Below are 15043 nucleotides of genomic sequence, written 5' to 3' on the forward strand. Positions count from 1 at the left end.
GGCCTGGGCATCCACGGTGAACCGGGCATCGGTGAGGAGCCCGCACCGTCCGCGGACGAGCTCGCCGATCAGCTGGTGCGGCGCGTGCTCGCCGAACGCCCGGCCGGGGCGGGCGATCGGATAGCCGCCGTACTCAACGGGCTGGGTACGGTCAAGTACGAGGAGCTGTTCGTGCTGTGGCGCGGGGTCGCGACCCGGCTCGAACGTGCGGGCATGCACCTGGTCGCGCCGGAGGTGGGCGAGCTGGTCACCAGCCTCGACATGGCCGGTTGCTCGCTGACCGTCAGCTGGCTCGACGACGAGCTGGAACGGCTCTGGCTGGCCCCGGCCGATACGCCGGCCTTCCGCCGCACCGCGACGGCGAGTCTGCCCGCCCTGACCGGGGCCCTGGAAACCGTGGAAACCGCCGATGCGGAACTCCCGCAGGTGATTCCCGCCGGGCCGTCCGGTGCGGCGGCAGGCGCCCTCGCCCTGGCCGGGTTCGAGGCCGCGGCCGTGGCGTTGCACGAGCACGAGGACGAACTCGGCCGGCTCGACGCGGTGGCGGGGGACGGCGACCACGGCCGCGGGATGTGCCGGGGCGTCGACGCCGCGCTCGCCGAGGCGCGGGCCGCCGTCACCGCGGGCGGCGACGCCCCGACCGTGGTGTCCCGCGGTGCCGAAGCCTGGGCCGACCGGGCCGGCGGCACATCGGGTGCGTTGTGGGGAGTCGGGTTGCTCGCATTGGCCGACCGGCTGCCTCGGGACGGCGGTGTGTCGTTTACCGACCTGGTGGCCGGTTTGCGCGACGCCGCAGACCGGGTCCGGGCCGTCGGCGGCGCCCAGGTCGGCGACAAGACCCTGATCGACGTGCTGGTCCCGGTCACCGACGAACTCGCCGGAGCCGCAGCGGATCTGGACCCGGCCGAGGCGTTCGCGCGGGCCAGTGCGGTCGCGCGGGCAGCGGCGGCCGGCACGGCCGACGTGGTGGCCCGGCGGGGCCGGTCCCGGGTGCTCGGGGACAAGAGCCTCGGCACCCCGGACCCTGGCGCGACGTCGTTGGCGCTGCTGATCGACGCGGTGGCCGAGGCACTGCTGGGCCACCACCAGGCGACGACATCATGAGCGGGCCACTCGTGGCGGTGAGCACCAAAGCGTATTTCGGCGCGGCACACACCCGGCGCTGGGTCGCCGAGGTGGCTGCCCTCGGCCCGGTCGCCGCGGCAGGCGACGTGGAACTGGCTGTGCTGCCGACGTTCCCGTTGCTCGAATCGACCGCGGCCACGCTGGCAGGCACCGGAATCGCCTGGGGCGCCCAGGACGTGGCCGCCAGCGATGCCGGCCAGCAGACCGGCGAGGTGCTCGCGGCGACCTTGGCCGAACTCGGTTGCCGCTATGTCGAGGTCGGACATGCCGAGCGGCGCAGCCTGTTCGGGGAGGACGACGCGACGGTACGGGCCAAGGTCGGCCGGGTGGCCGCGCACGGCATGGTGCCGCTGGTGTGTGTCGGCGAGGCGGCCCGGACCGATCCCGGCGCCGCCGCCGAGTACACCGTCGGGCAACTCGACGACGCCGTGTCCGCCATCCCCGATGCACCCGTCGTCGTCGCCTACGAGCCGGTCTGGGCGATCGGCGCGGCGCAGGCCGCACCCGCCGACCACGTCATCCTGGTCGCCGAGGCGCTGCGGGCCGCCCTGTCGAAACATCGTGGGCCGGTACGCATTCTCTACGGCGGCGGCGCCGCCCCGGGGACCGCGACATGTCTTCGGGGGGCGGTCGACGGGTTGTTCCTCGGCCGCTTCGCCCACGACGTGGCGGCCCTGCGGGCGACCGTCGAGGAAGTCGCCGCACTCCCGGTGCCGGTTTCGGCGGCGCCACCCAATTCACCGCAGAAAGAGGACCGTCATGCCTGTTGAACACGCTTTTCCCGCGGAGCGCACGGTAGTCGTCACCGGCGCCGGTTCGGAGCGGGGCATCGGCCGCGTCACGGTGCGCCGCCTGGCATCGGCCGGCTGGCACGTCGCGGCGCTCGATATCGACGAGGCGGCCGTCACCGAGTTCGCCAGGGCGGTCGACAAGGAGACCACCACGACGGTGCTGGGTTACGGCGTCGACATCGCCGACCCCGCCTCGGTCGATCGGGCGTTCACCGCGATCGAGGCGGAGCTGCCGCAGGTGGTCGGGTTGGCTCATGCCGCGGGCGTCGCCTCGCCGGTTCCGTTTCTGGAAGTGACTCTCGCGGAGTGGAATCGGGTGCTCGACATCAACAGCACCGGCACATTCGTCGTCAACCAGCGCGCGATCCGCGGCATGGTGGACCGCGGCGTCGGGCGGGTGGTGAACCTGTCGTCGGCCTCCGCACAGCTCGGCGGCGGCACCTACAGCAAGGTGCCGTACTCGGCGTCGAAGGCCTCGGTGATCGGCTTCAGCCGCGCGGTCGCGCGCGAGGTGAGCAAGTTCGGCGTCACCGTCAACGTGGTTTCTCCCGGCCCGATCGACACCGACATCATGGGCGGCGCGCTCACCGAGGAGCGCAAGGCCGAGATGATCGGCGGCCTGCTGGTGGATCGGGTCGGAAGCCCGCGCGACATCGCCGCCACGATCGAGTTCCTGCTGTCCGAGGACGCCGGTTTCATCACCGCGGCCGTCTACAACGTCAACGGCGGCCTCGTCGTCAACTGAGTCTGCACGTGATCCATTCCCGCACGGCCCATCCCAGCACAAAGGAGTGTCATGGCCCAAGAGATCAAGGCGCGTAGCGAAGCGCGGACCATGCGCGACGCCAAGAAGGTCAAGAATCTTCGGTATTGGATCCTCGGCTGGCTGCTGCTGGCCGGCATCCTCAACTACATGGACCGCTCGTCGGTCTCGATCGCCGCTCCGCACATGATCGCCGAACTGGGGCTGTCGAAGACCGACATCGGACTCATGGGTGCGGTGTTCTCCTGGACCTACGCCGTCTGCCAGCTGCCGGCCGGCTATCTGATCGATAAACTGGGCGCGCGCCGGATGTACTTCGCCGCAGTCGGTATCTGGTCCATCGCGACCGCGCTGATGGCCGTCGGCCACACCATGGCGCACTTTCTGACGTTCCGGTTCCTGCTGGGGGTCGGCGAATCGCCCAATTCGCCGAACTCCAGCAAGATCACCACCGCGTGGTTCCCCCGGGAGGAGCGCGGCCAGGCGGCGGGGATCTGGGACTCCGGATCGAAATGGGGTTCGGCGATCGCCCCTCCGGTGCTGACGGTGCTGTCGCTGTCGTTCGGTTGGCGGGCGATGTTCCTCATCATCGGTCTGGTGGGATTGGTGCTGGCGGCGGCATTCTGGGCCTACTACCGCGCCCCGGAGTCGTCCAAGCGGTTGAGCGATGAGGAATACGAGTACATCCTCGCCGGTCGCGATGACACGACGCAGCCGAAAGCGCATCTGCCGTGGATCAAGTTCTTCACCTACCCCCAGACCTGGGGCATGATGCTCGGCTTCTTCAGTTCCATCTGGATCTGGAACATCTTCATCACGTTCCTGCCGCTGTTCCTGCAGGACACCCTCGACGTCTCGATCGCCAAGACCGGCTGGGTCGCGGCGATTCCTTACCTGGCGGCCGCGGTCACCGGTATCTACGCGGGTCGGCTCACCCTCGTGCTGGTGCGCCGACGCGGGATGAGCGCGATCGGCTCGAAGAAGACGGTCCTGATCGGCGGCTCGGCCGGTCTCGGTGTCCTGCTGTGCATCGTTCCGTTCGTCCACAACCTCGCGTTGGCGCTTGTCGTGCTGTGCGCCGCGCTCGGTCTGGTCGCCGCGGTGCAGGCTCAATCATGGGCGCTCACAAGCGATATCGTGCCCGATACGCACGCGGCCCAGTTCGGCGGCATCATGAACTTCGGCGGCTATTTCGGCGGTGCGCTGGCCCCGGTCGTCACGGGTGTGATCGTCGACCGGACCGGTTCCTATGCCCCGTCCTTCGTGATCTCGGGGGTGATCGCCGTCCTCGGCGCCTGCTTCTATGCGTTCATGGTGCGGCGGCCGGTGCACGAGGCGGCGGCATGACCGACGACTACGTGGTCGGTCTCACCGCCGACGGTGCCGACGAAACCGGGTCGACCATTTTCGGCGACATCGGCCTGCACCGGCTGGAGCGGGCCGGGATCTCCTGGCGGCTGCTGCCCGACATCCCCGCACACGGTCCGGTCGATCCGGCGGCGCTGGCCGGTGTGGACGCGGTGATCTCGTTCGCCCACGTCCCGTTCAGCGCCGAGCTGGTGCGTGCGGCACCCCGGTTGCGGCACGTCGCACGGTTCGGTGCCGGCTACGACGGAATCGACCCGGTGGCGTTGGCGCGCGAAGGTGTCGTCCTCACCACCACCCGCGACGCCGTCCGCAAACCGCTCGCGCTCTCCGGGCTGACGTTGCTGCTGGCCTGCGCGCACCGCCTGGTGGAGAACCATCGCGTGACCGTCACCGGGCGCTGGTCCAGCGAACGCGGGCGGCACCGCGGTATCGGCCTGGACGGCCGCACCGTGGGCATCGTCGGTTTCGGTTCGGTCGGCTCTGAACTGGCGGAGATGCTGGCGCCGCTCGGGGCCGCGGTGATCGCCAACACGAGATCGGGCAGCTCACCGCGGGCCGACCGGATGGGCATCGACGTCGTCGACCGTGCGACGTTGGCCGCCCAATCGGATTTCGTCGTCCTCACCGCGGCCCTCACCGACGAGAGCCGCGGCATGATCGACGAGTCATTCTTCGCCGCGATGAAGCCGAGCGCCTACTTCGTCAACATCGCCAGGGGTGGGCTGGTGGACCAGCCCGCCCTCACCGAGGCATTGCGCTCGGGCGCCATCGCCGGTGCGGCCCTCGACGTCTACGAACCCGAACCGCCGTCCCCCGACGAGCCCCTGCTGTCGATGGACAACGTGATCTGCACGCCGCATTCGCTCTGCTGGACTGCGGACTTCACCCGTAGCGTGTCGAATTCGGTGATGGATGCGGTCATCTCGGTGTCGCGCGGCGAGGTCCCGGACACCGCACTGGGCCGGGAAGCGCTCGACGAGACCACCTGGCGCGGCGTCGGCTAAAGCCGCCGAGACTACGGTTTGTGGCGGGATTTGGGCGTTTTCCCGCCAACAACCGTCGTCTCGGCGCCGGTTCAGTCGGGCATCCCGATGGTCTTGGACTCGAAGTACTCCTTGAAGCCCTCCGCGCCGTTGCGCCGGCCCAGCCCGCTCTGTCTGGTGCCGCCGAACGGGCTGTCGATCCCGAAGTGGCTGCGGGCGTTGATTGTGACATTGCCGGTGCGGATCCGGCGGGCGACCGCGAACGCCCGGTCGGTGTCGGTGGAGGAGACCTCGCCGGACAGGCCGTAGATCGAGTTGTTGGCGATCGCGACGGCCTCGTCGTCGGTGTCGTACGGGGTCACGGTCAGGACGGGCCCGAAGATCTCCTCCTGGGCGACCCGCGCGTCGGGATCCACATCGGCCAGCAGGGTGGGGGCGACGAAGTAGCCGGTGGGCAGGCCGTCCGGAACGCCGCCACCGGTGACCAGCCGCGCCCCCGAATCGACACCGGACGCGATCAGCCCGAGCACCTTGTCACGCTGGGTCGCGCTGATCTGTGGACCCTGCATGATGCCCGGGGTCCACGGGTCGCCGACCGGGAAATTCTCCATCGCCCCCTTGAGGATCTCGATGCCCTCGTCGTAGCGGCCGCGGGGGAGCAGGATCCGGCTGGGCAGGATGCAGGACTGCCCGCTCATCACACAGGCCATCATCGCCGCGATCGGCAGCGCGGAGCCGAAGTCGGCGTCGTCGAGCACGATGTGGGCCGATTTGCCGCCCAGTTCCAGCAGGGTCTTCTTGACCGTGGCGGCCCCGGCGGCCAGGATGGCCCGCCCCGTCGCGGTCGACCCGGTGAAGGTGATCATGTCGACGCGCGGGTCGGCCGACAGCGCCGCCCCGGCCTCGTTGGCGTCGGACACCACGACGTTGAACACCCCGGCCGGGATGTCGGTGTGTTCGGCGACGATGCGGCCGAGTTCGGTGCCCGACCACGGGGTCAGCTGCGCGGGTTTGAGGACCACGGTGTTGCCCGCCATAAGCGCGGGCACCGTCTCGGCGATGTTGAGGTAGAACGGCACATTCCACGGCGTGATCGCGCCGACCACGCCGACCGGCTCGTAGACGATCTTGCGCCTGGCCGGACCCAGCTGAGTGGCGTGCACGCCGGTGTCCACCAGGTATTCGAAGCCGAGGCCGTGCTCGGCCCAGTGTTTGACCTCGCCGATCGGGTCCTCGATCTGTGAGCCGGTCACGGTGACCGGGCAGCCGACCTCGGTCACCAGGATCCGGCGCAGCCGCTCCTTGTCGGCCTCCAGCGCGCCGTGCAGCTGCATCAGGCAGTGGTGGCGGAACTCGACGTCGCGGCTCCAGTCGGTCTCGTCGAAGGCCCGCCGTGCGGCGCCCACCGCCCGTTCGACATCGGCGACGGTGCCGTCGGTGGCCCGGCCCGCGACCTGCTCCGTCGCCGGATGGACGACGTCGAATGTCCTACCGCTGTCGGTGTATTGGAGTTCACCGTCGATGAGCATGCGCTCGTCGCCGGCGAGCACACCGCTTTCGCCCTGCACCTGAGTCATGCCGAACAGCTTTACAAAAATCGGTCGCGGTGTCAGCCCGTTGGGTCAGTTCGATTCGGGCTGCCTGATGCCGACGGCGTGGCGCAGCTGGGCGAGGAATTGGTCGCCGTCATCACTGCGCACGATGTAGTGCGAGATCGCGACCCGGATCGCGGTGGCGGCCTTGACCGGCGCGTTTGGCCCGGACAGCAGCTTGAGCAGGCGCACCCGCATGAGCGGGATGATGTCGGCGAGTTGGGCGATCACCACTTCCGGCTCGATGTCGACGAGCCGCACGCCCGAATAGGACTGCTGATAGCGGGCGATGAACTGAAGTGCGGCATCGAGCTTTTCGGTACCGCGCAGGCCCGCGGTCGCGCGCCCGATCCCACTGTCGAACATATCCCGCTCGAAGTGGCCGAAGGCGTCGAGCAGGGCCTGCTTGTCGGCGAACCAGCGGTACAGCGTGGGTCGCGAGACGCCCGCCTGCAGGGCCACCTCGGACAGGCTCAGCTTGGTCTGCCCGCTGCGGCCGAGCACCTCGGCCGTCGCCACCAGGATCCGGTTGCGGGTCGAGCTGTCGTCGACCCGCCCGTTCGGTGCGGCGGGTACAGGTTCGTTCACGTCCAAGCCTCGGTTGTCGGTGGTTCATCAAATGGTAGGTCCATCAGAGTGTCTTCTTCAGTAGCGCCACAGTCTCCAGGTCCTCCAGCGCCGCGACGGCGCGCCGGGTCCCCTCCAGGGCGATGTCCTCGGATTGCATGCCGCCCAGCCCCGCGGTGATCACCGCGGCGGTGTAGGCGTACAGGGCGCCCATCCGATAGCGGTCCCACAGGTCGCCTGGGTCGAGCCCCGGCCCACCCGCCGCTGCCAGGGCACACCGGTACTCGTCGAGCAGGTCGCGCTCGGTGGCCTGGCGGTCGGTGGTGGTCATGCTGGTGACCAGCGTATACGCGAGCTCGCGGCCCGGGTGGCCACGCCGCACGGCCTGCCAGTCCAACAGTCCCGCCGCACCACCGCGGAAGTACAGGTTGCCGGGGTGGGCGTCGCCGTGCAGCACGGTGTGCGGCGGCCGGTCGAGCAGTCGGGCGGCGGGGCGGTAGTTCTCGTCGATGAACCGCCCGGCGTGTACTCCGATGTCGGTGCGCTCGGCCAGGCGCCGGCTCGACATCTTGAGCAGCGACCCGGTCAGCAGGGAGGTGTCGTCGCCCGACGCCGAGTACAGCCAGCCCAGCGCTCCGGTGCCGCCGCGGGCGGGCAGGCGGCCCCAGAACGTGGCGTGCACCCGCGCCAGCAGGGCCACCGTCAGTGCGGCCCGGTCCCGGTCCAGGGGATGCAGGGTGTCGGGAAACTCGCACCGCTGTGCCGCGAGATCCTCCAGCACCAGCACGAACCGCCCGGTGAGCGGGTCGAACGCCGAGCCGTGGTGCCGGGGCACGTTGCTGACCTCGGACCCGAGCTGCCGGTAGAACCGCACCTCGGTGCGGGCGAGCCGGCCCAACTCACCGACCAGCCGGGTCCCGACGGTCCGGGCCGGCATCTTGACGAACACCGATTCGGGCACACCGTCGCCGGTGAGTGCCAACCGGGCCCGCGACGAGGTTCCGGCGTCGCCGTCGATCACCCGGACCGAGGTCACCCGCGCGCCGAGCAGCCGCGACAGCCGGGCCGCGTCCAGGCCGGAGATCTCCCTGGGAATGGCGCGTATCCGCCCGACGGCGGCGTCGGTCGCGATGCGTTGCACACCGCGCCCGAGGTGTGCGGCCAGACCAAGGGCGGGTGGCACGCGGCCGGCCGTCGTCAGCATCCGCCAAGTTTACAAATATCGGTTCAGTTGTAAATATCAATTCGGGGCCGCGGCGTTCACCGAGGCCAACAGCGCGTCGAGCTGGTCCCGGCCGATCCGGCCCGCGGAGAATCCGACCAGGCGTCCCACCGGAATCGAGGCGACCAGTTGCAGCAGATCGGTGCCGAGTGCCCCGTCACCGCCGCCGGGTACGGCGTCACGCAGCGCCGCGATGGCCACCGGCGCGGCCGCGGGGTCGGCCAGGATCTCGCCGAGGGGCGATTCCGCGGTGAACGGCGCCCTGGTCTCGTCGCCGTCGACGCGCACCGTCGTGTGCAGGCGCAGGTCGCGGCTCGACGCGCCCACCGAGATGGTGTAGTCGCCGGACTCGACCAGCCAGCGATCCGCCCAGTAGGCGAGATCTGTTCGGCTGACCGGGATTTCGACGTCGCGGTGTTCGCCTGGTGCGAGCATCGCGTCGGTGAAGCCGACCAGCCAGCGCGGCGGCCTGCTCACCGCGGAGCCGGGCAGCCCGGCATAGACCTGCAGCACCTCGCGGCCCGCCCGCGCGCCGGCGTTGCGCACCCGCAGCCGGACCGTCAGATCGGCGGACACGTCCAGGTCGGAGTACTCGAACCGGGTATACGACAGGCCGTGGCCGAACGGGAACGTGACCGCAAGGTCGCGGGCGTCATACCAGCGGTAGCCGACGAAAATCCGCTCGCCGTAACGGGTGTGACCGTGCTCGGAGGGGAAGTTCAGATACGCGGGGACATCGGCGAGGCGCACCGGCACCGTCTCGGCGAGCCGCCCCGACGGGTTGACCACCCCGAACAGCACGTCGGCGAGCGCGCCGCCGCCCGCCTGCCCGAGCAGGGCGCCGTCCAGGATGGCGGGGGCGAGATCGGCCACCTCGTCCAGGCGCACCACGCCGCCGTGGGTCAGGATCACCACGGTGCGGGGCTGCGCCTCGACGACGGCCCGCAGCAGCTGTAGCTGCTCGGCCGGCAGGTCGATGTGCTCGCGGTCGAAACCCTCGGATTCGGCCTCTGCGGGCAGGCCGAGGAACACGATGGCGGCCTCGGCGGCTCGGGCGTCGGCGACGGCGGTCGCCGCGTCGGGGGAGTAGGTCACCTGGTGGCCGGGCGCGAGCCGGCGGATCTCGTCGAGCGGGATGTCGACGCGGGTCGGGTTGACGTGCGAGCTGCCCCCGCCCTGATAGCGCGGCGTCTGGGCGAACGGGCCGATGACGGCCAGCCGCGACGCGGCCAGGGGTAGCACGTCGCCGTCGTTCTTGAGCAGCACGATCGCCCGGGCGGCGGCCTCGCGGGCCAGCCGATGGTGCACATCGGCATCGAACGACGCTGTGCTGCAGGTGTTTTCGATCGTGCGTGTGACCAGTCGGGCCGCCCGGCCCGCGGCGCGCGCGACGGTGGCCGGATCGAGCGCACCGGCGTGCACCGCCGCGACCACATCGGCGTCGGTGACACCGCCGGTGGCAGGCATCTCCAGGTCGAGCCCGGCGGCCACCGCCGCCACCCGGTCGCGCACCGCGCCCCAGTCGCTGACCACCACACCGTCGAAGCCCCACTCGTCGCGCAGCAACTCGGTCAGCAGCCAGGAGTTCTCGGTCGCGTACACCCCGTTGATGCGGTTGTAGGAACACATCACCGTCCACGGGGCGGCCTCGCCGACCACCCGCTCGAACGCGCGCAGGTAGATCTCCCGCAGGGTGCGGGCGTCGAGGTCGGAGCTGGCCCGCATCCGGTCGTGCTCGGCGTTGTTGACCGCGAAGTGCTTGAGCGAGGCCGCCACCCCGCGGCTCTGCACGCCGCCTACCCATGCGGCGCCGAGGATCCCGGACAGCAGCGGATCCTCCGAGTAGTACTCGAAGTTGCGCCCGCACCGCGGGTCGCGCTTGATGTTGACGCCAGGGCCGAGCAACACATGCACGCCCAACGTCCGGCACTCGTCGCCAAGGGCCTCGCCCACCCGGCGCACCAGTTCCGGGTCCCAGGCCTGGGCCAGCCCCACCGCGGGCGGAAAACAGGTCGCCGGCTCGCTGCTGCCGATGCCCAGATGGTCTGTGGCGCCGCCGGATTGCATGCGCACACCGTGCGGACCGTCGGTGAGCACCAGGGCCGGCAGGTCGCCTACCGCCTTGGTGGTCCAGAAGGTCGCGCCGCTGCCCAGTGCGGCCTGCTGGTCGATGGACAGCCCGGAGATGTCAGCCATCGCTCCAGGCTATCGAGCCTGCTTGGCCCGGGCCGCGTGCCGCAGCTGGGACAGGAAATCGTCGTCATCGTCGCTGCGCACCAGATAGTGCGAGATCGCCACCCGCACCGCGGTCGCCGCGGCCAGCGCGGCGTCCGGCCCGCAGGCCAGCCGCTCCAGCCGGTCGCGCATGAGCGGGACGATCTGTGCCAGCCGGCCGATGACGTGCTCGGGTTCGATGGCGACCATCCGCAGCCCGGGATAGGACTGCTGGTGGGAGACGATGATGCGCAGCGCAGCGTCGAGACGCTCGGCGACGGGCAGGTCCGCGGAGGCCTCGGCGATGGCCCGCTCGTAGCGTCTGCGCTCCCACGCCACGAACGCGTCGAGCAGCTCGCGCTTGGAGGCGAACCAGCGGTAGAGCGTCGGCCGGGAGACCTCGGCCCGCAGCGCCACCTCGGACAGGCTGAGCTTCGTCGCGCCGGTGTCGCCGAGCACCTCGGCGGTCGCGACCAGTAATCGCTCGCGCGTGCTGTTCCCGTCATCGGGCGCCGACGTTCCGGACATATTCACAGCTTTACAAACTATCGACAAACTGTCACGCTGAACATGGTGTGACGGCGTTGCCCGACGCCCTGCAGGAGGGATTCCACGTGACAGTTGCCAGCAGCCCGCAGACCCGCGACCACAGCCCGCACGACATCACGTCGCACGATTTCTGGAGCCGGCCGTTCGCCGTGCGCGACCAGACGTTCGCGCGGCTTCGGGCGGCCGAGGGATTGACCTGGCACCGGCCGTTGCCGACGCTGTTCGACATCTCCGAGCCCGGCTTCTGGGCGCTGACCCGGCGTGCCGACATCCAGTTCGCCAGCCAGCACCCCGAGTTGTTCACCTCGGCCCAAGGCGTCGCTCTCGATCCGATGCCCGCCGACGTGCAGCGGTTCGCCTCGTTCTTCCTGACCATGGATCCCCCCGAGCACACCACCTACCGCCGGCTGATCGCCTCGGCGTTCACCCCGCGCAACGTGCGCAGGATCGAGGCACAGATCCACGACAACGCCGTCGCCGTGGTCGACGACCTCATCGGCGCCGGCGACGTCGACTTCGTGCACGCCTGCTCGGCCCGGCTGCCGATGCGGACGATCTCGGACATGCTCGGCGTGCCCAGTGCCGATCAGCCCGCATTGGCCGCGGCCGCCGAGAAGTTGTTCAGCATGAGCGACGACGAGTACTCCAGCATCGAGGAACGCGCCGCCGACACCATCAACGAGATCATGCTGCTGTCGGGAACCGGAGTGGAGCTGGCCAAGTTCCGCCGCGCCAATCCCGCTGACGACCTGATGACCAGCATCGTCAACGCCGAGGTCGACGGGCACCGGCTGACCGACGAGGAGATCGGGGCGTTCCTGATCCTGCTCGCCTCGGCGGGCAACGACACCACCAAGCAGGCCACCACCCACGCGATGATGGCGTTGGCGGCGAATCTGGACCAACGGGACTGGCTGATGGCGGATTTCGACGGCCGGATCGGACCGGCGGTCGAGGAGTTTGTCCGGTGGTCCACCCCGGTCATCCAGTTCGCCCGGTTCGCCACCGAGGATGTCGAGGTCAGTGGTCAGCGGATCGGCGCGGGGGAGAAGGTGGGGCTGTTCTTCTGTTCGGCCAACCGCGACGAGTCGGTGTTCCCCGATGCCCAGCGGTTCGATCTGAGCCGCTCACCCAACCCGCACGTCGGGTTCGGGGCCGGTGGGCCGCACTTCTGCCTCGGCAATCAGCTGGCCAAGGCCGAGCTGAGAAACCTGTTCCGCGAGTTGCTGACCCGGCTCAAGACCGCCGAGTTCGGTGAGCCGGAGTTGTTGCACAGCAGCTTCGTGCACGGCATCAAGCGGGTCCCCGCCCACGTCCGATAGCGGGGTCCTGTTCTTTCGCGAGCAGACGCGCCGGTACCCGAAAATGGCCGCTGACGGGTACTTTCGCGTCTGCTCGCGGGAGAAGTGGGGGACGAAACGTCAGCGGGGGCGCACCAGAACCGACTGCTGGATGGCGCCGACGGCGCCTGCCGCGTCGAACAGCGTTCCCACCGTGGTGGCGATACCGTCCGGACCGTAATTGGTGTCGGCCCGGATGCCGATCCATTCGTCGTCGGGCAGCCGATGGATATGTACGACGAGATCGGTGTTGAGGAAGGTCCAGCGACGGATGTCGATCTTCGAGCCGATGCCGTTGGCGTCGTCGGCGACGCAGAACAACCGCTGCAGCGGCGTCATGGCCTCGCCCTTGACCAGGTCGACCGTCGGCCGCAGCCAGGACTCGCCCGGCCCCGGCGCCTGCGGCACGGTCAGCCACCGCCAGTCGATGCTGTGCACGTAATTCGGCTCGAAGTTCCTGGCCATATCGCGGCTGCGGGCCCGCTCCAGCGGCGGCAACGGCGGAGCCGCGGCATGTTGCAGGGCGGTGGTGTCCAGCATCAGCATGCGCCAACCGCTGGCGCGGGCCACCGTGCGCGGTGTGCCGTCCGGGCCGGGGGCCAGCATCTCGGCGCTGACCAGCTCGATCTTCCTGCCGGGCCGGTCCAGCCGGGCGCGCACCCACAGATCGCCCTCGGAGGGCACCCCACCCATCAGATCGATCGCGACCCGGCTCAACCGGGTCTCGTCGCGGCGCTCGCAGCGCTCCAGTGCACGCACCAGCAGCGCCGAGACCGGGGCCGCGTGTTGGATGGCCGCCGACCAGGTGCCCCCACCATATCGGTGGCCCGGAACCGTTCGCCGAGCTGATCGGTGTCGATCGGCTCGTAATAGCAATCCGACATGGCGGCCGGTCAGTGGCCGTGCTCGAAGACGCCCGGCGCGGGCACGTCGACCAGCAGCGCCTCGACGCGGGACAGTTTGGTGCCGATCAACCGCTGCGGATAGGCGTCGGTGGTGGTGACCAGAAACAGCGTGCGGCCCTCCGGGCCACCGAGGGCGCAGGCGATCGCGGTGCGCCCGCCGGTGTCGATGCGATCGGTGACGGCTCCACTTTCCACGATGCGCTCGAATTGGTGCGCCAGCGTCATCGCCGCCCAGACTCCGCCCGCGTTGTCGATCGCGATGCCGTCGGGCGGGCCGTCGAGTCTCTCGGCGAACACCCGGCGATCGGTGAGCGCACCGTCGGCGGCGACCGTGAAGGCGCTCAGCCGGCGGCCCGTCGATTCGGCCACGATCAGGGTTCGGCCGTCCGGGGTGATCGCCATACCGTTGGGGAAGTCGAGGCGTTCGGCGACGACCCGCACGGTGTCGTCGGGATCGATACACACGATCGTCCCGTGCGACCGGGCCTGCGAGCCGACATAGGCCCGGCCGGCGGAGTCGATCACCATATCGCCGAGCGCGGCGGGAACCAGATCGCTCAGATCGGCCAGCACATCCACCGTGTCACCGTCGTAGCGCAGCACCTGGCGACGCTCGGTGGAGACGATCAGCAGCGTCCCGTCGGGCCGAAAACCCAAGCCGGAGGGCGCATGTCCGGGTACCGGCAGCGTCGTCATGGAGCCGGAGAGGTTCACCGTGTGCACGGCCTCGCCGAGCATGTCGGAGAACCACAGCAGGCCCTCGAACCAGCGCGGGCCTTCGCCGAAACAGAATCCGTTGGCCAGTTCGGTGGTCCGCACCAGTTCGGCTCCGACCGTCATCGCAACGCACCTTTACAAAACATGCCTCAAGTGTCACGCTCGCAGGGTGTCACTGTCAACCATCGGGGCGCCCGGATGAAGAAGTTCTACGGCCATACCCTGCTGTATCTGCACGAGACCATCGACATCGGCTCTGGCCGGGCCGATCGGTTCGTCGGTCCGTTCACCGAGATCTATCAGCCGATGATGGCCGAACTCGGGGCGCGGCTGTTCGCGCTGTGGGAGACCACGCCCTACAACGGCCATTGGCCGCAGGTGACCGTGATCTGGGAGATCGACGCGTTCGCCGACTACGCGCGGATCGGCCGGGCCCAGGCCGCCGGTGGCAGCCACGAGAAGCCCGCACAGCGGTGGGCGGCGTATCTGGCCGAGATCGGCGCCCGAGGCGAGGGCCGGATCATGTACGCCGGCAAGTACAACAGGACACTGGCGCAGCTGCGGGAGGCCGGATTCGGCGCCGGTCTGGTGATCCAGGAGATCATGCAGACCAAGCCGGGACGCCAGGACGACTACATCCGGGAGCTGGAACGGCTCTATGTGCCGTGGTCGGAGTCGACCGGTAAGCGCTGGCTGGGCTCGTTCATCACCACGTTCCGGTTCAACGAGGTCATCCACTACTGGGCGCTCGACGAGGACTGGGACTGTTTCGAGAACCACTACCCGTCCTGGAAGGACAGCCCGCCCGCGGAGATCGTCACCTGGATGAGTGTGGCGCCTGCGCTGCGCGACGGTTGGGAGGATTCCATCCTCGCGGCCCTGCCCCCGTCACCGCTGAAGTAGGCCT

At 69.7% G+C, this 15043-nt stretch carries 13 protein-coding genes and 1 pseudogene; 7 read left to right on the forward strand and 7 right to left on the reverse strand.

All coding sequences use genetic code 11. From position 1 onward, the window contains the following. From ACWDTP_RS21885 to ACWDTP_RS21905, 5 genes are all read left to right on the forward strand, one after another. Positions 1-1104 (forward strand): DAK2 domain-containing protein (locus ACWDTP_RS21885; RefSeq protein ID WP_450023589.1); only part of this gene is annotated, 1104 nt, incomplete at its 5' end. Further along, a complete protein-coding gene (locus ACWDTP_RS21890) occupies positions 1101-1895 on the forward strand; it encodes a triose-phosphate isomerase family protein (RefSeq protein ID WP_450023591.1) in 795 nt (264 codons plus the stop codon). The genes ACWDTP_RS21885 and ACWDTP_RS21890, both read left to right, overlap by 4 nt. Further along, positions 1885-2661, forward strand: a complete 777-nt coding sequence (locus ACWDTP_RS21895) for an SDR family NAD(P)-dependent oxidoreductase (protein WP_450023593.1) — start codon at positions 1885-1887, stop codon at positions 2659-2661. The genes ACWDTP_RS21890 and ACWDTP_RS21895 overlap by 11 nt, the downstream gene beginning before the upstream one ends. A gap of 51 nt (positions 2662-2712) precedes the next feature. After that, the gene (locus tag ACWDTP_RS21900; protein WP_450023595.1) at positions 2713-4026 is read left to right on the forward strand and encodes an MFS transporter; all 1314 of its coding nucleotides are present in this window, start codon (positions 2713-2715) and stop codon (positions 4024-4026) included. Then, positions 4023-5051 (forward strand): 2-hydroxyacid dehydrogenase, encoded by a 1029-nt coding sequence (locus ACWDTP_RS21905; RefSeq protein WP_450023597.1) that lies wholly within the window; start codon positions 4023-4025, stop codon positions 5049-5051. The genes ACWDTP_RS21900 and ACWDTP_RS21905 overlap by 4 nt, the downstream gene beginning before the upstream one ends. A gap of 71 nt (positions 5052-5122) precedes the next feature. Here ACWDTP_RS21905 and ACWDTP_RS21910 read toward each other — a convergent pair whose 3' ends face one another. The 5 genes from ACWDTP_RS21910 to ACWDTP_RS21930 are packed head-to-tail and all read right to left on the reverse strand — an operon-like array spanning position 5123 to position 11153. Beyond that, entirely contained in the window at positions 5123-6607 is a 1485-nt protein-coding gene (locus ACWDTP_RS21910) for an aldehyde dehydrogenase family protein (RefSeq protein WP_450023599.1), read from the reverse strand. Positions 6608-6652: 45 nt separating this feature from the next. After that, a complete protein-coding gene (locus tag ACWDTP_RS21915; protein WP_450023601.1) occupies positions 6653-7210 on the reverse strand; it encodes a TetR/AcrR family transcriptional regulator in 558 nt (185 codons plus the stop codon). Between the two features lie 43 nt (positions 7211-7253). Then, positions 7254-8393 carry a phosphotransferase gene (locus ACWDTP_RS21920; RefSeq protein ID WP_450023603.1) on the reverse strand — a complete coding sequence of 380 codons (1140 nt, stop codon included), beginning with the start codon at positions 8391-8393 and terminating at the stop codon, positions 7254-7256. Positions 8394-8429: 36 nt separating this feature from the next. After that, entirely contained in the window at positions 8430-10607 is a 2178-nt protein-coding gene (locus ACWDTP_RS21925) for a glycoside hydrolase family 3 C-terminal domain-containing protein (RefSeq protein ID WP_450023605.1), read from the reverse strand. Positions 10608-10616: 9 nt separating this feature from the next. Continuing rightward, a complete protein-coding gene (locus ACWDTP_RS21930) occupies positions 10617-11153 on the reverse strand; it encodes a TetR/AcrR family transcriptional regulator (RefSeq protein WP_450023607.1) in 537 nt (178 codons plus the stop codon). A gap of 86 nt (positions 11154-11239) precedes the next feature. Between ACWDTP_RS21930 and ACWDTP_RS21935 the strand changes: the two genes are divergently transcribed. Continuing rightward, a complete protein-coding gene (locus tag ACWDTP_RS21935; protein WP_450023638.1) occupies positions 11240-12496 on the forward strand; it encodes a cytochrome P450 in 1257 nt (418 codons plus the stop codon). A 99-nt stretch (positions 12497-12595) separates the two neighbouring features. On the opposite strand, the pseudogene ACWDTP_RS21940 reads toward ACWDTP_RS21935, so the two are convergent. Beyond that, a pseudogene (locus ACWDTP_RS21940) lies at positions 12596-13398 on the reverse strand (thioesterase family protein). 9 nt (positions 13399-13407) lie between these two features. Then, positions 13408-14259 (reverse strand): SMP-30/gluconolactonase/LRE family protein, encoded by an 852-nt coding sequence (locus ACWDTP_RS21945; RefSeq protein WP_450023609.1) that lies wholly within the window; start codon positions 14257-14259, stop codon positions 13408-13410. A gap of 75 nt (positions 14260-14334) precedes the next feature. On the opposite strand from ACWDTP_RS21945, the gene ACWDTP_RS21950 reads away from it, so the two are divergent. Continuing rightward, the gene (locus ACWDTP_RS21950; protein WP_450023640.1) at positions 14335-15039 is read left to right on the forward strand and encodes an NIPSNAP family protein; all 705 of its coding nucleotides are present in this window, start codon (positions 14335-14337) and stop codon (positions 15037-15039) included. The last annotated feature ends 4 nt before the right edge of the window (positions 15040-15043 follow it).

This window comes from Mycobacterium sp. NPDC003449 (assembly GCF_053588415.1).